Below are 26,181 nucleotides of genomic sequence, written 5' to 3'. Positions count from 1 at the left end.
TTAGCAGCACCTCCCAGGACGGCCACCACCAAAGCTATCAGAATCCCCCGGTTGGTAAATTCCTGATAACCAACCCGTGTAGTTAATCCCTCGATTTTCTCGTCTAATACTTTAATATCGCCTTTTAACTCTGCTTTGAGTTCGGCCTGTCCGATTTCTAATTTTGTGAGACGTTCATCGATTTTATCGATTTTACTCTCAATCCTTGTCAGGACAGCTTCTAGGGAATAAGTTACAGTTTCGTTAGACATTTGCTAAACTCCTATGGGGTTTTCGGGTTTTTTGAGCAGCTATTTATTATGATCATAAAGCTCGTAGCCTTGCCTAGTAGCCACTTCTAGTTACTTCATTGTCATAAATAAGGGACTTGCGCTTTGATAATGTACCTTTTGGGCGAACGCAGTTCGCCCCTACATTGTGGACAAAATCCGTCTTTGGCTATAAAGATAAAAGCGGTCGCCCCAAAATTGGCAATAATGTCAGGATTACCGCCGGCGCTAAAGTCTTGGGAAATATTACCATCGGCGATAATGTCACCGTGGGCGCAAATTCAGTGCTAGTCAAGGATGTTCCACCTAATTGCGTGGTGGTGGGTATTCCCGCTCGTATTGTTAAACCGGACGGCGTTAAAGTAGATGAAAAATTATAAACGTTGACTTAAAATATATTCGGCAATTGCCAGATCTCCGGGGGTAGTAATTTTTAAGTTAGTTTCTTCACCGACGACAATTTTGACGGGAAAACCACATTTTTCTAATAAGGCGGCATCGTCGGTGACTTCCCAAGCTAATTTTCGGCCCTGTTCATGACATTCTTTTAATAATTTTACCTGAAAACCCTGGGGCGTTTGGGCCGCCCACAACCGAGATCGATCGGGTGTATCCTTAATCCAACCCTTGCTATCGACAATTTTAATCGTATCTTTCACCGGAACCGCCGCTATGAAACCCTGACAAGTGGCTAAAGCGACAGCACAGCGATCGAATAATTCGGGGGTGGCTAAACATCGCGCCCCATCGTGAATTAAAACCGTCTCAGCCCCCTCTGGCAGGGCTTGTAAGCCATTGTAAACTGATTTTTGTCTGGTTTCGCCTCCTTGGATGATTTGCACGGGTTTAAGGGCATTTATGGCGGTTATAATTTCTCGGATCTCCTCAAAGTCTTCCGGTTGTGCCATGATGCCAATCCAGATAATTGCCCTGGATTGCATGGCAGCCAGCAAAGTCCAAGCGAGGAGCGGTTTTCCGTGCAGGGTGAGCAGTAACTTGTTGCGATCGCTGCCCATCCGTTTACCCATTCCCGCTGCTGGAATTAACAAATACATATTTTTTTCAGGTAAAAAGTTAAGAATTCAATAGATTTGGTCTTTGATCCCCCCTTAATCCCCCCTTGATCAGGGGGGTGCCGATGATTGTTAATAGCTTAAATAAGCCCAAAACTATCCCTCTTAAGAGAATAAATCGAGGGGAAAGTGACCATAAGTACCGACTAATTGATCATTTTCTGATTGACAAGAAACCAGGACACCGCGATAGGTTCCCGTATAAGAATCGAGATAGGAAGCTTGTCTTTGGGTATTATATTTAATATACACCGCTCCCTGTTCTGGCTGGTCTTCTGGGAGACTATTAGGCAGGGGGTATCCTAGGGCTTGTAGATAACCTTTCAGAGCTTTAAATCCCTCTTCATTGTTATCGGCACAGATACCTAAATTAATTGATTCCGAACCTTGGTTAACCAATAAAATTGCCTGTCTTAGAGCTTCTTCTTCTTCATGAGATTGGGCAATTTTTAGTTTAATACATCCATATTCTTTTAGGAGTTTCAAAGCTTCTTCAATAGACATGAGCGGTTAGATAGGCGGGGCTAAAGATAAAAAATAAGCTGATGTTGCTGTCCTTAACGACAAATTCTCAAGTAAAAAAGCCCTAAATCATTGGGGTTTAGAGATAGGAAAATTTTGCATTGGTCTTAATCGTAAGATCGCCAATTTCGATCATATCAGGTTGGGGACAGGAAAATTTATCGGGGTTGTTTGATCGCTCCATTTTGTGCGGGCATTTCACGCGCTGCTTTTTGATAGCTGAAGTAAGCACGGCTCTCCTAGGTTTGGTGGGTAAAATGTATTCTAGGATACATTTCTCAAGAGCGAGGGGGTGGAACGAACCACAAAGACACAAAGGACACAAAGATCGATCGATCATTATGTAAGTTAAACTGATCACACAGAACCTAGAAGAGCCTAAACACCTACATCCTGAGGGGAAAAGAGGAGCATTTCTGGTGAGATAGGATCTCTGTAGCTTTAGTCAACTCCTCCCATTTTTCTAGAGCTTTTTCTTCGCTTGTTTCAGAGTCTTGCAGTTAAATTTCCGCCACGGCTCTTTCGATTAAACGACGAGCCAGGGTTTGAATGCCGGTATGTTCATAGTAATTAGTCGTCATATCGAGAAATGCCCCAACATACACCAATTTATCGGCAGAAAAGTCGATAAATCCCTGAATTTTGCTCAATAATCCCTGCTGGCTCAAATCGCGATCGCTGACAAAACTACTCATCCAACCTTTAGTCGAGTCGAAACTTTGACCGATAAAGTCTAATTTTCTGGCAGTATTTCCCCCCGGAATCAATTCTTTAATACTGCCGAAAGTGGAGTTAGATTCTAAGTCTTCTGGGTGAAGAATACTGAGGGTGGATTCCACTTTGCGGATAAAACTGCCCCCCAGAGGAATCAAACCATCCAAACAAACTAACGCCGCCATCCGCATCAGGGATTCGCCGCTATAATCTCCTAGGGAAGCGACGAAATCCCCGATACTATCCCCCGGAATGCCATTAATTTGACAAAAAGCGACTAATTCGGTCACTAATTTCAAGGTTAGATCGATAGTTTGCGCTTTTTCGGGGGCAGGGGTTAATCTTTCGATTAAACCGCCCATGAGGGGAATTTTACCACCGACGGCATTAGCAAGAGAGGCGGCGGCTAGGGCATTATCGGCGCTGTCGATGGTTTGGTAGAGCCAGAGCGCCCGTTGATAGCCCTGGGATTTATCATTAAACAACCAAACGGCTCGATCGCCAATCTGTTGGATCATGCTTTCGTCGGTTTCGTCGGTGACTTTGATAATCGTATTTTTAAACCCGACTAGGTTATCCCACTCTCCCGGCACCACATAATCAAGGGTTTTGAGAACTTTGACGGTGAGATTATTCGTCGGTAATTTGTCCACCAGTTCAAAAATTGGCTTACTCACGGATGTCTCCTTACTTTAATTTTGCTAAACCATCTAAATCGAACTTAGCCAACCAAGCTTGGCGATCGCTGGCGGCAAAATCCGTATCCCGCGATAAAACCTTGACTTGATAGCGATTATTGACTAAAACGGAGCTGGCGGTTGCACCCTGTTCGATAGAGGGAAAACCTTTGATTGTGGTTTGACTGTCTTGGAATTTATTGGCTGCGGCGGGATTATTGCTAATGTCAGATATGGCTAACATAGCCAGAACTTTGCCATCTTGCTTCAGTTTTGCCTCAGCAAAGCCTTTTTTCTCCTGGGTATAGACGCGCTCGTATCCTCCCCCAGAAGGCGGGAAAAACCGATTAAAACTGCCGCCAGAGGTGGATTCTTTCACCACTGCCGCCGCCCCGCGAGCGGTACTTTCCTGTTGCGCCCGGTCAAATTGCGAGGGAGCTTTAGCACAGGAAGTTACTAGCAAAAGTGTCGCTAATACCCCTGCTATCAAGATTTTGCCAAATCGAAAGCTCATAGTTATCTTAATTAAAACTTGCTCATGTTTGTTTGTAGTATATCTCTCGCTGATTGCTGATTATTGTTAAGTTTTTCTAGATTCTGCCACACCAGACTAAAAAAAACAGAAAATCAGCAAAATTCGAGTCAATAGCCAATTTTTAGGCGTTTATCTCAAGATTACAGAAATATCCACCGCCGAGAAATTATCGGTAACTTTTCAATTAATACAAATGTATGAAAAACTGCGTGCAAGCATCTCGCATTTGGGGGTGCGATTTGTTTCTAGCCCAATAATAGTCTAAAACCCTGACAGGGTAGGGCTTAAAGCTAGGGTGGGGATGGTAGATTGAGAAAAATGATCTGCACCCCCTAACCACTAGCTACAGTCCCGCAATTGCCCCTCGCGCCATAGATGCGATCGCTTGTTCCGTGGCCCGGGGTAGATGATAATATTTACCCCCAGCTTTTAGGGCTAATTCTTTGGCAAAACCAGTGGAGACGAATTTTTTCTCTGTATCGATAACCAGCAGTTTGATGCCTAAAGAGCGAATTTTAGCGGCAATATCGAGCAGTTCTGCCTTAATATCGGGTTTTTCACCCTCCGGAATCGGTTCGCCTAGAGATTTCGCCAAAGGAATATTACTTCTACCGTCGGTAATCGCCACCACCACCACTTGACCGATATCCCCCGATAAACGGGCATTCATCCCCACATGAACCGCTTGGGTTAAACCGTGAGCTAAGGGGGAACCGCCGCCACAGGGCAGGGTTTCTAGACGTTTTTTCGCTAGGGTAATCGATTTGGTCGGCGGTAGTAGTACATCTGCTCGCTCACCCCGGAAAGGAATCAGGGCAATCTGGTCGCGATTTTCGTAAGCTTCCGTTAACAGACGCATAACCGCACCTTTGGCCGACTGCATCCGATTCAGGGCCATGGAACCGGAGGCATCAACCACAAAGACAATTAAAGAACCGGCCTTGCGGGCCAGCCGTTTTGAGCGCAGATCCCCTTCTTCTATAATCACATGACGTTCGGGATTTCTTAAGCGACGGGCTTTTTGATAGGGTGCGGCCGCCCGGAGAGTGGCATCGACGGCGACTCTTTTCACCTTGCCCCGGGGTAACATTGGCTTAATATAACGTCCCCTATCTTCCGAGAAAATCAGGTTACGCGCCCCCGATTTCCCCTGACGCTGGGCCATCTGGGCAAAATACAGCACACTGGGATCCAGTAAAACCCCTTCCGGGTCAAAAACAAATTCTTCTGGCAGATTATCGGGCTGTTCCGACTCTTTTTCTTCCTCTTTCTCCTCCTCTTTTTCTTCCTGTTCCTGCTGGTTTTCGTCTTGGGGCGGTTCCGGTGGTGGCGGTGGTGGCGGTGGCTGTTGTTCCTGTTCCGGGGGTGGTGGCGTAATCAGCGATCGAGGTACAATAACTAATTCGACGGCTCTTTTTAGGTCATCGGCACTGACTAAATCCCGACCTTCTAAAGCGGCGGCGGCCTTGGCTACTCTCACGGCAAAAATCTCGGCGCGATGACCTTCTACCCTACCGCGCACCGCTTCTTCGACTAGATAACTAATTTGTTCGGGTTTAATTTTTACCTCTTTTAACCATTCCCTGGCTAGGATAATTTCGGTTTTTAGATCATCGATTTCTTGGGCATATTGGGCGATAAAAGCGGTGGGAGAAACAGCATACTCGATCGCCTGATTGACGGCGGTGACTCGTTGGTCTAAACTAAGGACACCATTGGCGGAAAGAGCAATGGCAATTCTATCTAATAAATGGGTTCGTAAATCCCCTTCTTCTGGGTTATAAGTAGCGATCAGGATTGGTTTACAGGGATGTTGAAAACTGATGCCTTCCCGTTCGATTTGGTTACGTCCTTCGCTTAAAACTGTTAGTAATTGGTTAGCAATTTGGTCATCGAGTAGATTAATTTCATCGATGTAGAGAATTCCCCGATGGGCGCTGGCTAATAAACCGGGTTGAAAGACTGGTTCCCCCTGTTTCACCGATTCTTCCACATCGACGGAACCCAATAAACGATCCTCGGTGACTCCCAGGGGAATCTGCACGAAAGGGGCCCGGATAACTTCCGTGGCGACCTCTCCACTGCTATATTCTTCTTTAGTGCGATCGTCCCATTCGTCGGCATTGTTGGGATCACAATTAAAGACATTACCTGCGATAATTTCGATCGGTGGCAGTAAGGAATGTATCGCTCGCGCCATGACTGATTTGGCGGTTCCCCGACGACCGGCAATTACCACACCCCCCAGGGCGGGATCCACGGCGGCTAAGAGTAGGGCTAATTTAATCGCTTCTTGGCCGACAACGGCAGTTAGGGGAAAATTGAGGTTCAGAGTGGGCATAGATCTAGATTCAGGCGGCCAAATTCTAGTGTAAAACAGAAGCTCCCTGGTCTGGCGCTTTTCCCCTTTTGATTCCCGAACTCAGATTTTAAGTAGGTAGGCGTTAAAAATTATCAGACACCCCCCTTATCAAGGTAGGGCTGTTTCATTCTCCCATCAGAATATCAAAAGTAAAAGCGATCGCTGTCTTTGTAAAATGAGTATGTACTCTCAGACAATTTCAAGAGAGATAGGCTTTTAGTGGCTTGAGAAGAAGCTTTATCAATTTATTCATAATAAATATTGGCAGAGGATTAAAGATTAGTTATTGTAACTAACTCTTTTGATTAGAAAAAGATAAACTTGAGAATCTTCAGTCAAATTTATTGACTCAAAATCAGCTGTACTTAATTTAAATGAATCAACCCTAGGGAGCAGAGAGCTTTTTTCAATGCTCAGTCAACAGTAAAAAGTAATCAGTGAACTGAAAACTCAAATCTGACACCTGCTAACGGCTAACTGCTAACTGATAACTGAGAAAACGGTAGCAATTTCTACCAAAAGTCCCAGTAAAATTCGTTATTGTCATAAGGTCATGACGGAATGTAATTAAAACCAGAAAGAATGCGGATCGAGCAATTGCAAGCCTTTTTAGCCGTAGCCGATACAGGCAATTTCGGTCAAGCTGCCCGCCAGTGTGGAGTCACCCAATCGACTATCAGCCGCCAGATTCAATCCCTAGAAACCGATTTGGGCTTACCTCTTTTCCATCGTACCGCCCAAGCGAAATTAACCATTGCTGGCGAGAAATTACTGCCCCGGGCGAAACGAATTTGTCAAGAATGGACGAATGTTCACGAGGAAATCACTGACCTACAGGCGGGAAAACAGCCAGAATTGTGCGTGGCGGCGATTCATTCCGTGTGCGCCCACTATTTACCGCCGATTTTGCCGAAATTTTGTGCTGAATACCCAGAAGTGCAGTTAAGAGTTACAGCCCTAGGCAGCGATCGCGCATTAAAAGTGCTGCGGGATGGTTTAGTAGATCTGGCCTTGGTAATGAATAATCGTTTTCTCACCTCTAGCCCAGAGATGGTGGTAGAAATATTATACGAAGAAGCGATCGAAATTCTCATGGCCGCTAATCATCCCCTTGCCCAATACAAAGAAGTGCCATGGTCGGAATTAATCCCCTATCCGCAAGTGGTTTTCAAAGATGGCTACGGAATGCAAAGATTAGTACAAGAATGGTTTTCCCGTCAGGATGCCCACCTAAAAACTGTCATGGAATTAAACACCCTTGATGCTTTTCGCGGTGTGGTGCGTCAGGGTAATATTATCGCTCTTCTGCCTCAATCTGCCCTGATGGAAGCGCGTAGCGATGCCACCCTCGCCATTCGTCCTCTTGCTTCCCCTAGTGGCGAAAATCCCCATCTTAACCATGGTAAATTTAGTCATCGTCTCACCCGTCAGGTAGTCCTTGTCACCACCAGCGATCGCCTACAGATACCACCGATCGCTCATTTTTGTCAATTAGTGCGGCAAATGAATCAAAGTGTGGTTAAAAGCTTAGAAAATCACCCTGTCCAGCCTTAGCAATTCCCATCAATCCCATTTATCCTTTATTTTCTTCCTTGAGATGAGCGATACTTTTCGAGAATTATTAAAAGCGATCGGTAGTGGCACCCATACGGGCAAAAATCTAACCCGTCCCGAAGCGGCGATGGCCACCAAGATGATGTTAACCCAAGAGGCAACCCCAGCCCAAATCGGCGCTTTTATGATTGCCCATCGCATTAAACGCCCCACCAGCGATGAGTTAGCGGGAATGCTTGATGCCTACGCCGAGCTTGGTCCGCAAATAACCCTAGAATCAGCCTCTTTTCAGCATCCGATCGCTATTTTTGGCAATCCCTACGATGGACGCTCTCGCACTGCCCCGGTTACTCCGATCACTACTTTAATCTTAGGGTTGGCGGGGGTTCCCGTAGTCCTGCACGGGGGCGATCGAATGCCGACTAAATACGGTATTTCCCTCAGGGAAATCTGGCAGCAATTAGGAGCAGATTTTAGTCAATTATCCTTAGCAGCAGTGAAAGACTGTTTAATCACCACAGGATTGACTTTTTTCTATATTCCGCGCCATTTTCCCCTAGTACAGAATTTTGTCACCTATCGGGAGCAAATCGGTAAACGTCCGCCCATGGCCACGGTAGAGTTAATGTGGTCGCCTTTTGTGGGTAATATTCATCAGATATCGGGTTTTGTTCATCCCCCCACCGAGGATCGTTTTCGCGAAACTTTCGCTCTGAGAAATATCTCTCACTTCACCACCGTGAAAGGATTAGAGGGGAGTTGTGATTTAGCCTGTAATCGGACGGCGATTATTGGTCTGGGAAATCCCACCGATCCCCCTTCCTTTCAGCGATTTTTCCTAAATCCTCGCGATTATGGCTTCTGTCCCTCGGATTATCCCCTCGAATCTTTAGAGATGCTCACCGCTAAATTAAAGGGTTTATTAGCTGGAGAAAATAACGAATTAACCGACGCGGCAATTTTTAACGGTGGTTTTTATCTTTGGCGCTGTGGAATTGCCCCAGATATCCCCACGGGTTTCCAGCAAGCACAACAATCTTTACAGTCAGGAAAAGCCCTGGCTAAATTAGAACAAATCTGTAATTATCTGGAAAATCAGCAATAGATAGGGTCTGTTGAAAAAGTTTGTCGTGGGGGTAGGGTATGGGGTGTAGGGTTTTACCGATTTTGAGGGGGTCAATTACCTAATTTTCAAGGAAAAAGTCCAGGAATTTTCCCCCCGACACTCCCAGATGCGGTACTTTTTGATTTCCCAAAAGCCCAAAGACATTACCCAACAACTCTAACCCCGTGCGACAAATCTAACTTTGGGGGATCCCTCAATCATGGTGGCTGCAAATTGAGCAGAAGTGAATTGGGAGGTAGATTCTAACCTTTCTTTGAGCCTGTTGGTCATTTCCTCAATATTAATTACTCCTAGATCTTGATTGCGGAAGGGAACCTCTATGTTTCCGGTTGTTTGCTTACCGTCGAGGTTTCGTAGTCCTTTAGTAATCGGACTTCCTTTTTCAATCGGATCTACAGGATCTACACCACAATTAACGGATGATCCCTTAATTGAAAGGTCAAGGGTTTTGACTTCCCCGGCAAAAAAACAGAGTAAGATATTATCTGATAGCCGATCTCTTCGGAGTATGGTTAGTTTATTCTCTGGTCCGACAAAATTATTTCCAGTTACGGGAGTGGCGTAACCTTCTATTTCTAAACCGGGCCAACCGGATACTACTTCTGAATGTAACAAGAAGCCAGTAATAGTTTTATCAGACTGGGTTTTGCTTCGGCGTAAACTGCGACTTTGAACATCTAATCGTAAGTCTTCTTTCGTAACTCGTCCGACACTAAAAGCCCCATCTTGTAAGCAGTCAACCCAATAGGAATCTATCCAAAAGAAGCGCAAAGATTCGGGGGGAAGTAACCGTGTATCGGGAACCAAATAGTTAAAGGGAACGTTTTTGAGCAATTCTAAATCTTGGAACCAATTGGCGATCGCTGTAGGTAGATCCCCGTTAGTTTCAGTTGTGCTTTGGAAAGGTAGGTGCAGCACTTGTTGCTGTATCTGATGTAAATCTTGAGCTTTAGAGCGTTTCCAGTTAAAAATCTCCACAGCCAGGGGTTGATTTTGTAGGGTCAGCATTCGTCCTAACTGCCAAGCCATAGCGTAGGAAACATCAAACATACCCGTATTAGGATCATAACGCATCAATTGATCAGCTATAGCAATAGGAGCGGTTAGGTTATCTTGGCTTTGGCCTGTACTTAAAGGGCTATGATACCAAGAAACTGTTTTATCTCCTTGTCGCAGAGCGTGGTGGAGAGGTACATAACCTAAATCTAGGTATTGCTTTGCTGGATTATTACCTTCGGAGGGAAGTCTGAGGGTATCGGGTTCGCGATCAATTTCTTTAAGCAGGGCATCGAAATTGTGCTTACTATTAACACAGGTAAAACTCCAACTAGCAAGACTAACTAAACGGATGAAATCGTTAAGTCCTGCACCTTGATAGTTAAATTCTCCACTATTATAGCGTTCTTCAAGGGCGACTAAATGAACGGTACTTACTTCCCCTTTCTTGGGTAAACGGTTGCCTAAAATAGTGGCTAAAGGTTCACTGAGAGATTCATTTTTCTCGTTGGTTATTTGGTTAACAGACGCAAGGAGAGTCAGATCTTTTTCTGGAGGAAGAATCTTTTCTAAAATGTTTTGAGGGACATCAATTACCGTCACCACATCTTCATCATTTTGCCCCGCCTCGTCTATAAATTCAGGGAATTTAGTATTACCAGAAGTTGCTTTTAGCTCCTTTAATTTAATCGTTTTTGGTTCAGGTTTTTCTGATTCCTGAAACAGAAGGAGAGCTAACCAAGGGAGATCAGAATTTGTTGATCTGATAGTACGCTCCCAAGGTAGGGTACCGCGTTTGAGGATGATATGGGGCAAGGCATTAGAATACTCACCCAAGTTTCCCGCAGGGGGAAAAACGGCATAAATGACATCAGGAGTTAGGGGAGCAAAACGGTGGCCATCTACATAAAAGGTAAGCTCTTTACTGAATGTCTGCTCAGGTATTTTGTCAGACTGTTTGGTTTTAACTTTTTGTTCAACCTCGACTGTGTAAGTACCACTATCTAGGGGAGGTTGGCGATGTTGGATGAATTGAACTTTAACTGTTGATGTGGACATGATTAATTGATTGTGGATTATAGATTGTGGATTGAAGCTAGAGAGTAGGAGAGAGAGGGGGGAGTTTTAGGGATTTTCTAACCCTAGAATTCCCCGTTTAAATGGGCAACAGCTGACCTCCCCTAATTGCATTACGCTTTAACCTGGGGTGCAATGACAAAAGAATTAGCCACCGAATCGGTTAATTTAACATCATCGGCTAGATTAAAGCCGAGAGATTGGAGCAGATTGTTGCGCTTATTCTGAGTATTGGTGCTGACAATGTTGTTGTTGATGGCTGTAGTTCGAGCTTGATTGTCGGTAGAAACCCCAGAAAAAGCAGTCGTTTTTTGCCAAGCGTAAACGTCATTTATGGCGGTGGTATCGTGTAGCAATTCGTTGACATCAATAATATTGGTGCTACAGACATCTTTCTTGATTTGAGGAACAATCCGGAAACCAGAGAGGGTGTTCTTGACAAATTGCTGATCGTTAGCTTCAGGGAGAAGAATTCGTTCTGAGTCTTTACCCTTTACTTTGACAACTTTAACTTTAGCATCGCCCCAAAGTGCGGTTGGTACATCTTGAGTTATCGGGATAAATTGGAACTGGTCATAGTCAACGGTTACTGACTCTGACTCATCTCCTCCCTTTGTCTTCCGGGTAATTTTGATGTTGTACTTGCTTTCGAGTTGATCCTTTTTAATGCCCATGGAACGAACGCCAAAATCGGTCTTCGCATTGCTAACAGGGAGAGGTTCGTTATCACCGTAAGATGCTTGCTTGCTGGGGATAGCAGAATTAACTACTAGCTCTAACTCTTTGGGATTGACGACAAAGGCGACTTCTTTGGTTGTTGCTGGTGAGAGTTGTTTGGTGACTCCTTGATTGAGAACAACACTACAAACGTCCGCAGCTGTTGATGAATCTTGTGCTGTTGATTTCGCAGGGGGTAAGAAGGAACTTTGGAAACTTTCCCAATCGATAGGCTCTGGTAAGCGAGAAGATTGATCACCAAATTCCACAGTGACTTTGACGAAGATAATTCTAAATGTGGCTGTACCGGCAAATTCTGGACCCCAAATATGGAGTTGCACCCCTAAACTAACAGGTCCGAGTATTCCATAGCCAGCTTGAATCCTCACTTGTACTAGGATTTCGTAGTAGTAGGGTTTCCAAGAGATGAGGAAATGAGCCTCAGCGACAAAGTTAGCCCACAGTTTACCGAGTTTGAAATTGGCTTCTAGTCGGCCACCGGCCATGATGGCATGAGCGCACAGAGCAAAGTATTTTTCTCCCTTGAGGGATAGGCAATCTCCTACTTTCCAGTGGAAACCCAGACGAGGAACTGTAGGATAGTGGGCAGGTTTTTTGAATAGGGGGTGATAACCGCCTAAAGTAATGACAAAATCCCCTGCATGAGGGCCAGAAACCCAGAGACAGACGGCAAAGCCACCAGTTAAGCGGCAATCTGGCGATAGGATGTAGCAATCTGAGGCTAATTGACCTTCTATGGAGATTACTCCTTCACTCAGAGAAAACCTGGCTCGTAGGAGCATCGTCATATTGAGAATACAGCTTGTATTTTTCGAGTCTTTTGCCGGAGTGGGAATTTTCATCTTGGCAATTCCCAACAGGTTGATCTCGAAATCTTCCCCAAAGGCGACGGTTAGCAGCGCAAAGCAGTCTAACATCTGGAAGCAGGTAAACTTAAGTCCGATGGCAACAAAGCCGGAGCCGATGGATATGGGCATATATTTATCCATCTCGCTCAGTTTTTTGGTAATCAGTTCACTATCATCGGAAAATTTGCTGTCGGTGGGTTCTACCGCTTGGGCAACTAGGGGAAAATCTAGTAACTTGTCGATGGAGGGTACTTTCAGATAGCGATTGTAGCCGAAACCCAGAGCAAATCCCGTGATAATGAAGGAGGGATCAACTATTATAGTGACGTCAAGAACGGCATATAGAAATAGGGAGGGTTTACCGTCGTAGTAGGCATAGGCACCGATGGCGCTGACACCAAAACTTTTACCTGCTAGATCAAATTTGAGTCTGGCTAAACCCAGATATTCTGTGTATTTTATGCCGTTCTTTTCTTTGTCGGCACGCAGTAAGGCCCCGCTTATTTCGATAGTTGGATTCTTGTACTCTATGCCAATGCCCGATATTTTAAAGGATGGCGTTAAGTCGTCTAAGGAAATCCCGACTCCTAAATCGTCGCAAGAGAGGGTCAAACCAGCGATTTTGAGGACAGCATCAATGACGATGGCTATTTCCGCCTCGTCGTCTTCTTCCTCATATTGGAAGCCAATTTGTTTAAGTGAAAACGGTCCGAAGGTTTTGTCTATATCAAACCAAACGGCTAAGTTGCTGTTGGTGACATTATCTTCTTCTTCTTCTCCACCAGGAGCCAATTCTTCTTGTTCTTCTTCTGCTTGTTGTGGACTTATCGACAAGCTCAAAATCTTAGCCGCATCGGGTAATCCCAATTGACCTGATAAGCTGAAACCTTTACGGACAGAGCGTTTGGCTTCGCTTGCGTCTGTACCCACTTTTTTGGGAACCGGTAGTGGGGGGATGAGTTTTTCTTTTTCTTCCTCTTCTTCGTCGTCGTCTTTGTCAGGGATTTTGTCGTTTAAAACGCGAATTTCTTTGATGCTAAAGGCTTTAGAAGCAACGACAAGTCGCAGGGATGGAACTAATTCTTCTTTACCGACTTCATCGGAGATTAAATCACCCACTACGGGGAGAGATTTTAATTTGATTTTGGTGGCGATATCTAAATCTAGGACAAACAGCCATTCTCCTTTACTTGTTTTCTGTTCTTTCCGGTAAATCACCATCACATTTTTGAAATTGATGGATTTATTCTTGAGTCCCTTTGGTAACAAGTCAGCTATACTTTGGTCCAGGGTTGCCATCAAATCATTGAGGGTGATACTGAAGGGTTCCTCTTTTTCTTCCTTGTAAGCTGTATAGGCGACAATGGTTCTACCTGTACTTGGTTTTTCGTCGGGTTTAACTTCAGAGATAAACTCGATGTCTTCCCCGAGAGAAATTGTTATTTTTGGACCTTTTGCCGGTGAGTCATCTGAGGTTGTTGAGAGACCTTTTTCCAGTTCTTCTTTTAAGTCGGGTTTTGTGTTTGTAGCCATGGTTTTTTTGGGGTTGGTTGGGTTGATGAGTTAGAAAGGTTAAGGAATAAAGCTCAAGAGAAAATTTGCAGTAAACACCTACAGTATCTAATTTTCATACCGTATAATCGGGTATTGAAGGGTATTGATCAGTAACATTACCATTCTCTATAGGATAGAAACTATCTGCACCCTCCCAACAAGCATAGTGAATAATCATCAAGGAAAAATTTAGACGCTCCATAGCCTTCTCAAATGCATCGCGAATAGTTATATCACAATAGTCAGCCTGAATATCTGAGACACAAACTATGTCGTCTGCAAAGCGATCCAATACTGTGGCTAAAATCACAAGATCCTGTCTATGTTTCACAGTAAACCCATAATAAATGCGAAACTTCCACGCCAAAAGAGTATGGAATAATAAAACGACCCTCGCACCTTTTGCGAAACCTCTGTATCCCCAATGTTTTCTGGTAGTATCGTAAAAGACTTGACCACAAATCATTCGGTTTATAATTGTGCTATTTTCACCGAACTTTACAGAACCATTAACATCTAACTTAGCTTTGGGAGTCGTCGTACCGATGCCGACACTAGGACTATCCAAAGTAATCTGATCATCAGCATGAATCAATAACTTTTTATCTACATTTTCTGTGAGGTAAACCTCCTCTGCACCACCAAAATTCAATTTGCTCCCTATTCCAAGTTTATTACCTGGACCTAGCAAACGTAATGTTCCCTCATTTGCGGCGCTTTGTATGACTAATCGATCTGAACCGATATAAGATGTCCCAATACCGACTTTACCATCAGAATTAATCCGCACTCGCTCTGCATTATTTGTGTAAATAGCTAATATGCCATCTCCTTGCTGCTTTAGTCCCGTGTCATTATCACCAATTGCTAGATCAATTTGAGGATTCGTAGTACGGATAGCGACCTTACCACCAATAACCGCATCCCCACCATCCACATGAAGTTTAGCTTGGGGAGTCGTCGTACCGATGCCGACCTTGCCACTGATAACTGCATTCCCACCATTTACATGAAGTTTTGCTGCGGGATTCGTAATACCGATGCCGACGTTACCACCTCTTTTTAAAGTGATTCCTTGCTCCCAATCCCAATTATTATCATTCTTGTCATGGGTGATTTGCAGAAATCCTTCACTCTCTGTAGGACAGTGAAATATAAATTTTTTGTTTATTTCATCCTTCCCTAAAACTATATCGCCGTTAACCTTCAGTTTAGTCGTCTCCCGGTCAAAAGTCTTAGTACCGATGCCGACCTGGCTCCCACTATACAAAAGTGGCGTTTTTTCGATGGGTATAACTAGCCGACCATCGGGATAGCTACCAATGTTTTGATAGTCAATATATATACAGGCTAGTCCAGAAGCGCTGTTTGTAACTAAATTGCTAATTGTTAGCTCGATTCCCTGTCCTGCTGTTAATTGGTTTATCTTGGGTGTAAAACTCCACTCAGTAGAATTGACGGTATGGGTTGATGTCCAAGAATTGGTGTCTGTTACCGTGATTTGAACGCCGTTTAACTGATCAGTTGTTGCCACCAGTGCGTCCGGATGATCTCCCTGCTCAAAGCTGACAATAAACTTTGAACTTTGGTTTAATAAGAGAATTGGTCGCGTGTTATTAGATAAAGGGGAATTGAGTACCTTTAATTTCAGAGTGTTTTGAGTAGTTCCATCATTGAGAATCGCATTAGAACCTAAGACCCGAAATTGTAAAGGAATTTCCGTCTTGCGGAGATGATTGATTACAGAAACCGCGTTTTTGGAACTTACTTGCTCTTCAATGAGTTCGTTTGCTGTTCCCGTCGAAATTAGACCGATTCCACCATACAGCAATTCAACATTGCTGCTTTTCACAGTGCGATTATTGGCTGTAAGTTTCGAGAAACCTATTTGAATCTTCTCATTTGGTTTTAACGTTAGTTCAGATTGGTGAAGAAAATACATTGAGAAAAAGCGGAATTCTTCGTCATAGTTGACTTGCCATTGGCGACTTTTATCATCTATTTCTATCTCACTAGGTTTAAGTCCTAAATCTTTTTCCCAACGGAGTTGAAAATGGCATTTTTTCTCACTAGCCGCTTGAGCACCTCCTGCTTGAACAGTCGCTAATTTTCCGGCTAGGGAATTAGAATTTTTAAAGATGACATCCTGTTCGCTATCATTAAACACCTCTAAATATAACGTTAAAGGGTTATTACCATCTTCTAAATAGATGGTGTTAACAATTTCAGCTTGGTTGTTGTCTCCGTAATAAAACTGAAATTTCAAAGGCTCTTGGCTGAAAAACTCGCCAAAATCAATGGCCTTTTCGGCAAGACGGATTTCTTCGGGAACTCTGGTAAGCATGATCATTACTCCTGGGAAAAAAAAGAGATTGATGTATGTGGTTGAGCTTTATTCGCTGACGGTTTGGACTTCTTGAGTCCATGAATCGGTTGATTCAGGTTGCTCTAATTGGGATTCTCCTTGTCTCTGGATTTTGCCAATCAGTTGATAGACTTGGCGGTAAGGCATGGCACCCAAAGCTTCTAAAACTTGGTTGACTTCCCCCAAAGTTAATTTGAGGGAAATTTGTTCAGCTTCATTCATTAGTTTCTGTTTTTCTGGTTAATTTTAGCCAGCCATCATAGATTTTTTGTGGACTGGAGTAAACGGACTGAGAATCAAAGGGAACTAGGGGACGATTTGACCAGACAGTACCATCTTTTCCTAACCAAGACCATTCATAATTGGGTACTTCGGGAAGGGAAAGCTTGATCTGATCAAGATCATTGATTGGGTTAAGATCACTCAGAAGTGGTGCCGCTAAAAAAGTAACTTCGATCGCTTGTAAGGCAGGTAAATATTGTTCTGGCGGAATAGAAATACTCTTAGCAGGAAGTATGCCACAAGTCGCGTTCACTTGTCCACGAGGGTCGATTAACATCACTAGAGTTTGGGCTGTATTTTCCTCTAAGGTTTGCTCCAGATTCAAGGGAGTGTCAGGGGTGGGATCTTCTTCATTCTCAAACAGGGTTTTGATCTTTTCGTGGGGAACATAGCAACTTTGGGGAGCATAAAAAACGCTGTCTGTGTAAGTACCATCGGCTTTTTCTACCCAGTAGCCCACCAAACTATCATTAAACTGTTGATATTCACCAATACGGATGGGGAATTTGACCTTTTCAAAAGCTTGTGTGGTTCGGAATTTATTGTAGAAAAGATCGTTAGAGAAAGATATCCTGTTCTGGCTAACGGCGGGTATGCCTTGGATATCTAGATTGATGCGTGAGCGCACTAGAGCTAAAGGTCGCGACACTAGCAAGGAGATGGCTTTATTTTGAGCAAATCCTTCGGGATCAATGGTTTGTAAGGCTGCATTGACAGTGGTGAGGAAATCGGACATAAATGCCGCTCCTTGATCGATCAGATACCGGACCATTTGCTTGAGATAGGGGTTAGTCCGATCAATAATTTCCTGAATTTGCTTCTCACGGTAATCATGTCCCGGAATAGAGCGCAATTGAGCGGTGCGGTCAATCATCACTAGAGCATTGCCCTCATCATCATAAATAGTCAGGCTGTTATCTAGGTTGTTGGGCAAAACCCAGCCACAGATTGGTTTAGTGGCGAGGGTCTCATTCATTTCCTGATCTTGTTTACTGCTTTTACTGCGGCGAGTCCCCTGTGGTCGGGTGGCCGATAGCCAGCGAAAATTCAAGCGGGCGGGTTGGGCTAAACGGGGTGGCAGGTAGATGGGATGGGATGATAATACATTAGCAAAAGCTGATGGCAGTGTTAGGGGTTGGCTAGTGACAATCTCACGGCTATTGTTAGTGTCAAGCACGACATTAACCTGTCCAAAGGTATCCACAAGTCGTAAATCAGTAATTTTTAATCCTCCTACACGAATGGGACTAAAATCGAATCCAGTTAAAGGCGATCGCAAAATACTGTCCGGTACGAGACGAGAGCTAAGTTCTAAAGTGTTCTGCACGTTTTTCAGGAAGTCTTTTGCTGGTCCATTTGCTGCAAGTAGATTATCGTTGACATCTAACTGAATTGTCCGATTATAGGTGAGTAGCGCATCACTAAAGCCGCCGAGACTCTGGGCGAGACAGCCGTTAAGAGATTGCAGTTGTTGATAGGCCCGCAGCGCAGTAGAAAAAGGATCACTAGCTGTGGGGTTTTTCTTGTCATACCACCCCTTGACAGCGTTAAAATTCTTGACCAGGTAGTCCTCGGTTTGGTCGTCTGGGGATATATTTTGTTCTTGGTAATAGTCGGGCAACAAATACTTAGTCAAGTAATCTATAAGATTGTCCTTGAGCAACATACTAGCCGAGGAAGAGAGAAAACTAGCTCCCCTGTAAAGGTTGGGATAATCAGCAAAATGATTCGCGCTTGCATCCGTCGGTGTGATTTCAAGTCCATCGACCCGCAATTGATATTTATCTTTGAAGATGTTAGTGTCGTAGTTTACACTTGGAGTGTGCTTATTCTTGTCGTTCTTGCTTTGTTGACTCTTGTGTTCTAGTCCTTTCAATTGCACTTGCCATTCCAACAGGAAGGGATTCCAAGGCTGATTTGCCCATTGACGGAAGCCAATTTTTTCTGTGGGGTTGTTGCCAAACTCGCTGAGAAATTGGACAAAAATATTTAAGGTGTTGTCAGGTAAGCTCTGCAAGTCAATGGACTGAGTTAATAATTTACATTGCAGCAAACCATCTGTCCTTAAACGCTCGTCGTCACGGTTGCGAGTCGGTTTAGCGACTTCCCCAGTCATTAAAACTACGGGATCACTTGGCTGCCAATAGCGAGGCCCTGGAACTATTTTGATGGTGTAAGATGGTCGGAACAAACCGATTTTGTCTTGGTAATCCCGCTCAATTTCGGTCGGAGATAGGGGTTTTTTGTGGAAGCTAACGCTGGCAATGCGCCCCCGTAAACGATGGCTACCGGAAGAGTTAGACATTAAATAGACGGTGCCACTAAAGGGGTTATTAGCCTCTAAGTGGAGGAAAACCCACCGATTCTTAGGAATTGCTGTCCAGTTAATCGGTCCGTTTACCTGTTGTCCGTTAATGTAAATTTTTTGCCAAGTGCTGCTAATTCCATTAGTAGAATTAACATAAAGGCTGGTGCTTCTCACCTCTAAAAGGGAACCCTGAACTCCCTCTGGTATGTTTACCCACATCGAGAGGGACTGGATATTTCCTAAATTAGAGATTTCATAATTCTGATTGCCATCGAAAGATAAACACTTCATGGCAATATCGTCATCCACTAAGGTAGAATCGCCAGTGACTTGGACTGATTTTTTGGGAGCAATTAAACGGGATTCTTTGTTAAACTTCTGAACTTCAGCAATTAGTGTGTTAATCGACCGGGCCAGTTGGCTTGCTTTTGAATTACTGTCAAAAGGGTAATTTGGAAATCCTGGAAGATTATTAGAGACAGAGGCACTGACAATTTGATTTTGATCCTGTTCATTTTTTAGTACCTTCAAAACTCCAGCAGCTTTGATGGCATTCTCTAAGGCTTTTACTCCATATTGATTGTTATCCGCAGTGTCCTTAAGGAACGTTTGAACTAGATTACTGTCGCTTGTTTTGTTGATAAAATTAACTGCGCTTGTTCCCAGTGTTTGTATTTTGCTTCTATCTAGCAATCTTTCATCTGGATTGACAAGAACATAAGTGGCCAGCATATACTTATACCAATCAGCATAGACTTGTTCTCGAATTGAGCCAACTTTTGCTAATTGTTGGTCGTATTCACGCTGTGCTTCGTTAACTTCACTTATGCGATCGCCGATGGTGGCGGATAATGTCACCTGCATTATTCCCTCGCCTTGCACGGCATTTGCTGGGTTGGCACTTCCCGACTGGGAAATTTTGGGATCAGATTCCGGCACTACCTGCCATGATATCTCTTTACATTGGCCAGTAAAGCTGTCCTCGTGTAGTCCTTGTCGAAACTTGGGTCCAAAGTCGAGATTTTGCTGTACTAAACGCCCACTCATTTGTATGGCTTCTAGCTGCTCTTCAATCGTTTTGCGATTTTCTGTATTTGTTGTGTCCAGTTGACGAGCTACATAAGCTGCTATGGCTTCTTCTTGGTTGTTTCCTACGGCGATCGTTCCTTTAATCGCTTGTGGGTTAGTTACAGAAGCACCCGGCGCAAAACTTAGGGAAGCATGACAGAGAAGACGATCAGGGAAACTTTGGTTATTGCCTATTTCTACTGTCCAGCCAGCTTTACTTTGCAAAGTGTCTAAAAGGCTTAAAGGATCTCTGTCTGGGTACTGTTCTTTGATAAATTTGTCAAGATAATCATTTTTGCCGTCGCTATACCAGCCAATGACATCATATCGTAGGTCTTTGGGCGGGGTTGTGTTGGTGGTGAAGTCCCCATCATGAAAACCGAACACACTGCGACAGTTAGGATAAAAACCAGCAAAGGCAACTTTTTCGTTGTCTAAGTTGTCAACTGTAGCGAAGGGTCCAATAGCGGACAATTCCTGAATATATTGGGCATTTGCTGTACCTGATCGCCATGCTCCCAATTCCAATTTACGCCCCAGAAAACGATAGGGTTGATACTCATTGGTAGCTGGATAATAGAGGATATTAATTGTATCTTCTGGTGTAGCACCTTCAGGATACAGATAATCACTTTCTACAACCCATTTTTTTTCTGCTATATTGCTCCCACGTCGTATAATTAGCCAGCGATTAGGTACAAGGGGAAATGTGATGCCTTGTTCTCCATCTCTTGCTATACCGTTAGTCAGCGCATCCGGCAAAGACCAGTGTAGGTGAATGCCTGCTTTTAAGGACAATTGGGGTTGTGTAAAGGGAACCGTTAATACAGTTTCGCTAATATAAGCACTACCGCGATTTACTAATTGGCTATTTTTATAGTAGGGGAGCTTACTATAATCAGTCATTTCCTCCAGTACATTTGTCTTGGTGGGGAGGTAGAGGGCATCAAGGTAAACTGGGACTAGAAGTGTGGTCATAACTATAGTATGTAGGGATGAATGAAGCAGAAACCTAAATCGTCAGTTTTGGGAATTTTCGCTGTTCCACTGGGGAGAGGTTGGCAAATGCGCCCAACTCACTTGCAGAAGCTTTAAGATTCGTTTTTTTCTTTACCTTTTGAATGGTACGGATCATTGATTTATTTTTCAACACTTTTGGTCTTCTTTTTTGTAAATTTTTGTAAATTTTTTTGTTATTTCTTGTTATTTCTTGTTATTTTTTGTTATGAATTCGGGTTCTTCGTTACTTGGTATGGTTCGATAGGGGGTATAAATCGACTAAATCCTTATCTGGCAAGAGATTTAATTGATTAGTTCGCTCTAGATCGAAAACAATTGGCAAAAATCGCAGCAACGCCTGTCTCTATAAGGGTTTCATTCCTTACAATCCCGTCCACTGCATAAGACAAACTGAAGAACCAAACATTTCAAGTTTGTCAATGCTTTAAATTCCGCTGCTAGATAAGGACAGGCGCTCATGCAAAAGGGAGAATAATAATGATAATATCCACTAGAAACCCGATCATCGGCTATTTGGTAGCGGCATAAATCCAACCAATGCCCAAAATATTGCCGTCGGGTTAATAGGTCCAATTTTGTTTCGTCTGTAGGGTGTAGGTTCCGTCGCGCACATTGACTCGATGGGGGATCAGCTTCAGGTCTCGGAAGATATTAGCTTGGTGTTGTAGGGCCGTCAGAGAGCGATCGTCGATCGGGATAATGGCACGTTCAGAGGCCCGTTGTTCAAGATTAGTGATGATCGCTGGATCGATCTCATGGTGAGCTGCCAAGCGTCTCGTCGCCTCTAACTCCTGTTGTTTTGCCCAAGCACCTGCCTCGTTCACTTCTTCTAAAATCACCTTCAGTACATCGGGATAATCCCGCACCAATTCGGGAACTGCATAATAATAGGTCGGCACTTCTAGAGAGGCGTTTTCCCCAAAGATACCCCCTAGATCGGCCACCGATCTTCCCGGATAGGTGCGCGTCTCGGTGGGGGAATAGGGAACCCACACCACCCAAGCGTCGATCTCACCGCGACGGAAAAGCACCAGCGCTTCCGGTTGGGTTGCATACACCGGTTCGATATCGTTTAATTCTAGATTCACTCTCATCAGGGCGCGGATAAGGACGTAATGGGCGCTCGAACCTCGATCGAAGGCGATTCTTTTTCCTTTTAAATCCGCCAACGTCTCTATTGGCGAATCCTCTGGCACGAGAATCGCCTGACCTTTCGGGGCGGTATATTTTTCCTTGGCTACCCGGACGAAGACGTGTTCGGCCGCTTGGGAGAAAATACTCGCCGTACCGCCACCACCGCAGAAGTCGATCGTTCCGTTGCTCAAGGCCTCGATCAGAGAGGAAGCGGCCAGAAAACTCGTCCACGTTACCGTCACCCCAAAGGGTTTTAAGCGTCTTTCCAGAAAGGCCTGGGCGCGGAGAACTTCCAGATTGGTCATACCCTCGGGATAGCCGATCTTGAGGGTTCCTAACCGCCGCGCTTGTTTGGCGAGGGGAGTGATATCGGAGGGGGTCGAGCGCTTGAACCAGCGATCGATCGCGATACAGAAGAGAATTCCAGCGATAAATAATCCCACGGTTTCCAATAGCCGGGGAGTGGTATTTCGGGGGAATTTAAAGCTATCGACGAGGTTGAGAATCAGGTTATCGGATCGAGAATTTTGACCGACGGCGATCTCGCGTAGCGAGCGCTTTGCGTTCGTGTCGGAAAATCCAGCCAGGAGAAAGCTCCCCACCAGACTGGTCACAAAAAGCACTGCGGGAAGAACTGCCCGCCAATTTCGCCACGGTTTCCAGAGACACTTGATCGAACGGTGGAGCATGGGATTTCTCGCAGAAAACAAGATTTATGATCGGGAAAGGGGACAAGAGGGAAGGGTTTCCCAACTTGATCGGGAGAGGTTCCATTAGTTTTATCTACATACTATAAAAATCCACGACTCCTCGATTGTGTAACAAAGTACATTTATAAATGTATTGAAAATGATATAGTCTTAAAATGAAATTGCGCCCGCATTTGAGAGATCGAGGTGGTATGGATGGATTGGTTGATCGAAATCGTCAAAATCGCGGTGGCCACCGGCATAGCCACCACCTTCGACGACAATATTTATCTAACCGGCTTCTTTAGCGAGGTAAATCGTACCTTTCGCCCGGTTCACGTTGTCGTCGGCGAGCTAGTCGGGTTTACGGCCTTAGTATCGGTGAGCTTGCTGGGTTTTCTACTCGGCTTAATCATCCCGCCGATTTATATAGGTCTTCTCGGAATCTTGCCAATCCTCATCGGTGTGAGAAATTTACTGACGTTAAATCGCGATAACGAGAGGGAAACCGCAGATCGCAAGGTTAATTTGCGAAGAAACGCCCGATTTCACGGATTCGCCTCCCGCAGACTATCCCTCGGTCAAGTCTTCGGCGATCGCCAAACCTATAAAGTTTCCGCGGTCACGATATCCAATGGCGGCAATAATCTCGGTATCTACATTCCCCTATTCGCCAATAGTACCGTGGCGCAGTTAGCCGTAATCATCCCGATCTGCTATCTAATCGTCTGTACTTGGTTATTTCTCTCCTATAATCTAACCCGCCAACCGGGGATCGCGGTTGTCCTCAGCCGTTATGCGAGTAAGCTTTTCCCTTTTGTGCTGATGTGGTTGGGCCTACGAATTATTCTCGATAACGGCTCCTATCGCCTGTTGATTCCCATCGGCTAAATTAGACCCCGTAAACGCCAATCTCCAGATCCCACGGGAGTCAAAATTCAGGAAGAGAGAATAAAAATTAGTTGGTTTAGAGCAACCTTATCGAGAAAATCCCGATGAATGTATCACTGTTGCCCATCCGATCGCTGTTTCGTCCCCTTCGACTTGGCTCAGGGCAAGCCTTCCATTCGCTATTGCGGCGGGGATTTGTATCCTTCTTGGTATTGGGATTGCTGGGTGCGCTCGCGCTCGCTTCCTGTACGTCCGGGGGGATCGCCTCGAAACCAGAGGTGAAATTAAATCTCGTTTCCTTTTCGGTCACGAAAGCCGCTCACGACCAGATTATCCCGAAATTCGTCGAGAAATGGCAAAAAGAGGGGAACCAAAAAGTCATTTTCGAGCGCAGTTACGGCGGCTCCCTGGCCCAGGCCGATGACGTGATTGCTGGGAAACAAGAGGCGGACGTGGTACATCTAGCCCTACCTCTAGACGTGACGCGCATCGCCGACGCGGGGTTAATCCATCGCAGTTGGGAAGATCGGGTTCCGAGAAGGGGAGTGGTGAGTCGATCAGTTGCGGCGATCGTGACACGGGCGGGAAATCCGAAAAATATTCAATCCTGGGCGGATCTGGCCAGAGAGGACGTTACAGTTCTATCCGCCGATCCGAAAACTTCCGGGATCGCTATTTGGCAGTTATTAGCCCTCTGGGGTTCGGTGACGCAAACGGGGGGCGAACCGCAACAGGCATGGGATTTTGTCCGCCGGATCTATCAAAAGATTCCCACCCTAGCTAGGGACGCACGGGAAGCCAGCAATGCCTTTTTCCAAGAGGGAAAGGGGGATGTTTTAGTCACCTACGAAAACGAGGTAATTCTAGCGGCAAGAAATCAACCAGATACCAGTTACTTAGTCCCCCCGGTCAATATCTCGATCGATAATCCCGTGGCGGTGGTGGATAGAAATGTCGATAAACACGGCACGCGAGAGGTGGCCGAGGCCTTTGTGAATTTCCTCTATTCCGAACCGGCACAACAGGAATTCGCCAAATTGGGCTATCGATCGGTCAATCCCTTTATCACGATCGCCACCGAAGCCAAATTACCTCCCGTGGAAACGCTGTTTAGCTCCCAAGATTTAGGGGGTTGGCCCTTGATCAGTAACGATTTTTTAGCGAAGGGAGCTATTTTCGACCAAATCAGAGGGAATTCTCCCAACTAAAAGCCCTCACCGATATTGTTATCAATCTCTCTTCAAGTCTATGAAACAATTCCGTCTTTTTTATCTAATTCCCCTCTTACTGATAGGCCAATGGATGACCGGTTGTGCTGACAGATCCGAAGGCGGGGAACAACAGGTCAGCTTGGACGGGGGGGCCGTGGGTTTCGCCCTAGCGCTCGCCGTTGCCGAAGAATACCAAAAAGTCGATCCCAACGCCCGCGTCGGGGTGGCCTTTAGCGGTACAGGTGGGGGATTTACCCGGCTCTGTAACGGTAGCATCGATATTGGGGTCGCTTCCCGTGTCATCCGGGAATCGGAATCGAAAGCCTGTAAGAGGGCGGGAATCGAGTACATCGAGCTACCCATGGCGCTGGACGGTCTGGCGTTGGTAGCGAACAAAAACAATAAGTTTCTCAAGTGCCTAACTCGAAAAGAGTTAAAGACACTCTGGGAGGCAGAAGCCGAAGGAAAAATCGTTACTTGGGATCAAGTTAATCCTAAATTTCCCAGAGAGAGAATTCTGTTATTTGCGCCTCCTGTGGACGCGGGAACGACCGATTATTTCACCCAATCGATCACCAAGAGAAGAGGGAATATTCGGAGCGATTATACGCCCAGCTTTAACCAAAATACTCTGATTCAGGGAGTCATCGGCAATGCCAACGGATTCGCCTTCGCGGGGATCGCTTTCGTAATGCAAAATCAAGACAAGGTAAACGTGGTCGGGCTAGAAAATCTCGAGGGCAAAGAGTGTGTTAAGCCCATTCCTTTGGAGAACGTCAAGCGCAATACCTATAGTCCCCTGACTCGCCCCCTCTTCATTTACGTGAGCAAGAAGGCACTGGATGGCAAACCTTCGGTTGAACGTTTCGTGCGTTTCTTTGTGGATAATTCGTGGAAATACGTGGACAGTGTAGGCTATGTGTCGTTACCCGATCTCGCCTACGTGAAAACTCGGGAACGATTCGAGAAACGACAAACGGGATCGACCTTTATAAATGCCAAGCCAGGTGAACCGATTATCAACTTTTTCTAAGGAGGAAATAGTAAACTCTTGACATCCTCGCCGCCCTAAAAGTGCGGCGATTCCTAAACCTCACGATTTAAGTTTCTGCTTCCACCACCGTCGCATACCACAGTTAAAAAACCATGTACTGTCTTACACAGAGTC

17 protein-coding genes and 2 pseudogenes are annotated in these 26,181 nt (G+C 45.0%); 6 read left to right on the top strand and 13 right to left on the bottom strand.

Going from position 1 to position 26,181, the window contains the following annotated elements; genetic code table 11:
• A partial coding sequence (locus tag EWV60_RS05025) for a DUF4164 domain-containing protein (RefSeq protein WP_287231380.1) occupies positions 1 to 251 on the bottom strand: 251 nt, incomplete at its 3' end.
• A gap of 185 nt (positions 252 to 436) precedes the next feature.
• Between EWV60_RS05025 and EWV60_RS05020 the strand changes: the two are divergent.
• Positions 437 to 649 (top strand): annotated as a pseudogene (locus EWV60_RS05020) (serine O-acetyltransferase); the annotation flags it as partial.
• Here the strand turns inward: EWV60_RS05020 and ispD are convergent.
• The 5 genes from ispD to bchD form a co-directional block, all read right to left on the bottom strand.
• Positions 644 to 1,324, bottom strand: coding sequence for a 2-C-methyl-D-erythritol 4-phosphate cytidylyltransferase (gene ispD / locus EWV60_RS05015; protein ID WP_002792529.1), 681 nt, complete (start codon positions 1,322 to 1,324; stop codon positions 644 to 646). The pseudogene EWV60_RS05020 and the gene ispD overlap by 6 nt on opposite strands.
• A gap of 123 nt (positions 1,325 to 1,447) precedes the next feature.
• Positions 1,448 to 1,846: a DUF1824 family protein gene (locus EWV60_RS05010; RefSeq protein WP_123229940.1), complete on the bottom strand. Its 399-nt coding sequence runs from the start codon at positions 1,844 to 1,846 to the stop codon at positions 1,448 to 1,450.
• 518 nt (positions 1,847 to 2,364) lie between these two features.
• On the bottom strand, positions 2,365 to 3,255 hold the full coding sequence (locus EWV60_RS05005) for a hypothetical protein (protein ID WP_287231377.1): 891 nt from the start codon (positions 3,253 to 3,255) through the stop codon (positions 2,365 to 2,367).
• A gap of 10 nt (positions 3,256 to 3,265) precedes the next feature.
• A complete protein-coding gene (locus EWV60_RS05000; protein WP_287231375.1) occupies positions 3,266 to 3,769 on the bottom strand; it encodes a hypothetical protein in 504 nt (167 codons plus the stop codon).
• 364 nt (positions 3,770 to 4,133) lie between these two features.
• Positions 4,134 to 6,131: a magnesium chelatase ATPase subunit D gene (gene bchD / locus EWV60_RS04995; RefSeq protein WP_287231373.1), complete on the bottom strand. Its 1,998-nt coding sequence runs from the start codon at positions 6,129 to 6,131 to the stop codon at positions 4,134 to 4,136.
• 603 nt (positions 6,132 to 6,734) lie between these two features.
• On the opposite strand from bchD, the gene EWV60_RS04990 reads away from it, so the two are divergent.
• Together EWV60_RS04990 and EWV60_RS04985 are read left to right on the top strand one after the other, a co-directional pair.
• Entirely contained in the window at positions 6,735 to 7,706 is a 972-nt protein-coding gene (locus EWV60_RS04990) for a LysR family transcriptional regulator (protein WP_002737888.1), read from the top strand.
• Positions 7,707 to 7,749: 43 nt separating this feature from the next.
• Positions 7,750 to 8,811 carry an anthranilate phosphoribosyltransferase family protein gene (locus EWV60_RS04985; protein WP_002776008.1) on the top strand — a complete coding sequence of 354 codons (1,062 nt, stop codon included), beginning with the start codon at positions 7,750 to 7,752 and terminating at the stop codon, positions 8,809 to 8,811.
• 177 nt (positions 8,812 to 8,988) lie between these two features.
• Here the strand turns inward: EWV60_RS04985 and EWV60_RS04980 are convergent, their stop codons facing one another.
• The 7 genes and pseudogenes from EWV60_RS04980 to EWV60_RS04955 all read right to left on the bottom strand — a co-directional run bounded on the left by EWV60_RS04980 (position 8,989) and on the right by EWV60_RS04955 (position 22,911).
• Entirely contained in the window at positions 8,989 to 10,887 is a 1,899-nt protein-coding gene (locus EWV60_RS04980; RefSeq protein ID WP_287231370.1) for a hypothetical protein, read from the bottom strand.
• Between the two features lie 131 nt (positions 10,888 to 11,018).
• Positions 11,019 to 14,024, bottom strand: a complete 3,006-nt coding sequence (locus EWV60_RS04975; RefSeq protein WP_287231368.1) for a DUF6603 domain-containing protein — start codon at positions 14,022 to 14,024, stop codon at positions 11,019 to 11,021.
• Between the two features lie 94 nt (positions 14,025 to 14,118).
• Positions 14,119 to 16,389: a hypothetical protein gene (locus tag EWV60_RS04970; protein WP_287231366.1), complete on the bottom strand. Its 2,271-nt coding sequence runs from the start codon at positions 16,387 to 16,389 to the stop codon at positions 14,119 to 14,121.
• A gap of 48 nt (positions 16,390 to 16,437) precedes the next feature.
• Complete coding sequence (locus tag EWV60_RS04965) at positions 16,438 to 16,632, bottom strand: hypothetical protein (protein WP_002776013.1); 195 nt, start codon at positions 16,630 to 16,632, stop codon at positions 16,438 to 16,440.
• Positions 16,625 to 21,046: a LamG-like jellyroll fold domain-containing protein gene (locus EWV60_RS04960; RefSeq protein WP_287231365.1), complete on the bottom strand. Its 4,422-nt coding sequence runs from the start codon at positions 21,044 to 21,046 to the stop codon at positions 16,625 to 16,627. The genes EWV60_RS04965 and EWV60_RS04960 overlap by 8 nt, the downstream gene beginning before the upstream one ends.
• 245 nt (positions 21,047 to 21,291) lie before the next feature.
• Positions 21,292 to 21,477 (bottom strand): annotated as a pseudogene (locus tag EWV60_RS23360) (hypothetical protein).
• A gap of 171 nt (positions 21,478 to 21,648) precedes the next feature.
• Complete coding sequence (locus EWV60_RS04955) at positions 21,649 to 22,911, bottom strand: sulfonate ABC transporter substrate-binding protein (RefSeq protein ID WP_002753147.1); 1,263 nt, start codon at positions 22,909 to 22,911, stop codon at positions 21,649 to 21,651.
• 216 nt (positions 22,912 to 23,127) lie between these two features.
• On the opposite strand from EWV60_RS04955, the gene EWV60_RS04950 reads away from it, so the two are divergent.
• The 3 genes from EWV60_RS04950 (at position 23,128) to EWV60_RS04940 (ending at position 26,046) form a co-directional block, all read left to right on the top strand.
• Positions 23,128 to 23,802 (top strand): cadmium resistance transporter, encoded by a 675-nt coding sequence (locus EWV60_RS04950; protein ID WP_002776016.1) that lies wholly within the window; start codon positions 23,128 to 23,130, stop codon positions 23,800 to 23,802.
• Positions 23,803 to 23,906: 104 nt separating this feature from the next.
• Positions 23,907 to 25,010 carry a sulfate ABC transporter substrate-binding protein gene (locus EWV60_RS04945; RefSeq protein WP_287231363.1) on the top strand — a complete coding sequence of 368 codons (1,104 nt, stop codon included), beginning with the start codon at positions 23,907 to 23,909 and terminating at the stop codon, positions 25,008 to 25,010.
• Between the two features lie 40 nt (positions 25,011 to 25,050).
• Positions 25,051 to 26,046 (top strand): PstS family phosphate ABC transporter substrate-binding protein, encoded by a 996-nt coding sequence (locus EWV60_RS04940; RefSeq protein WP_287231361.1) that lies wholly within the window; start codon positions 25,051 to 25,053, stop codon positions 26,044 to 26,046.
• The last annotated feature ends 135 nt before the right edge of the window (positions 26,047 to 26,181 follow it).

The organism is Microcystis sp. Msp_OC_L_20101000_S702 (assembly GCF_007095705.1).
GTDB lineage: Bacteria > Cyanobacteriota > Cyanobacteriia > Cyanobacteriales > Microcystaceae > Microcystis > Microcystis ichthyoblabe_A.
The sequence above is the reverse complement of the archived record's forward strand: the minus strand, read 5'-3'. Positions and strand labels throughout refer to the sequence as shown.

Excerpts from the sequence above, each read along its gene's own strand:
- bchD (WP_287231373.1), bottom strand. The coding sequence starts at position 6,131 with ATGCCCACTCTGAACCTCAATTTTCCCCTAACTGCCGTTGTCGGCCAA.
- EWV60_RS04980 (WP_287231370.1), bottom strand. The coding sequence starts at position 10,887 with ATGTCCACATCAACAGTTAAAGTTCAATTCATCCAACATCGCCAACCT.
- EWV60_RS04975 (WP_287231368.1), bottom strand. The coding sequence starts at position 14,024 with ATGGCTACAAACACAAAACCCGACTTAAAAGAAGAACTGGAAAAAGGT.
- EWV60_RS05010 (WP_123229940.1), bottom strand. The coding sequence starts at position 1,846 with ATGTCTATTGAAGAAGCTTTGAAACTCCTAAAAGAATATGGATGTATT.
- EWV60_RS04970 (WP_287231366.1), bottom strand. The coding sequence starts at position 16,389 with ATGCTTACCAGAGTTCCCGAAGAAATCCGTCTTGCCGAAAAGGCCATT.
- EWV60_RS04955 (WP_002753147.1), bottom strand. The coding sequence starts at position 22,911 with ATGCTCCACCGTTCGATCAAGTGTCTCTGGAAACCGTGGCGAAATTGG.
- EWV60_RS04945 (WP_287231363.1), top strand. The coding sequence starts at position 23,907 with ATGAATGTATCACTGTTGCCCATCCGATCGCTGTTTCGTCCCCTTCGA.
- EWV60_RS04950 (WP_002776016.1), top strand. The coding sequence starts at position 23,128 with ATGGATTGGTTGATCGAAATCGTCAAAATCGCGGTGGCCACCGGCATA.
- EWV60_RS04940 (WP_287231361.1), top strand. The coding sequence starts at position 25,051 with ATGAAACAATTCCGTCTTTTTTATCTAATTCCCCTCTTACTGATAGGC.
- EWV60_RS05000 (WP_287231375.1), bottom strand. The coding sequence starts at position 3,769 with ATGAGCTTTCGATTTGGCAAAATCTTGATAGCAGGGGTATTAGCGACA.
- ispD (WP_002792529.1), bottom strand. The coding sequence starts at position 1,324 with ATGTATTTGTTAATTCCAGCAGCGGGAATGGGTAAACGGATGGGCAGC.
- EWV60_RS04960 (WP_287231365.1), bottom strand. The coding sequence starts at position 21,046 with ATGACCACACTTCTAGTCCCAGTTTACCTTGATGCCCTCTACCTCCCC.
- EWV60_RS04985 (WP_002776008.1), top strand. The coding sequence starts at position 7,750 with ATGAGCGATACTTTTCGAGAATTATTAAAAGCGATCGGTAGTGGCACC.
- EWV60_RS04965 (WP_002776013.1), bottom strand. The coding sequence starts at position 16,632 with ATGAATGAAGCTGAACAAATTTCCCTCAAATTAACTTTGGGGGAAGTC.
- EWV60_RS04990 (WP_002737888.1), top strand. The coding sequence starts at position 6,735 with ATGCGGATCGAGCAATTGCAAGCCTTTTTAGCCGTAGCCGATACAGGC.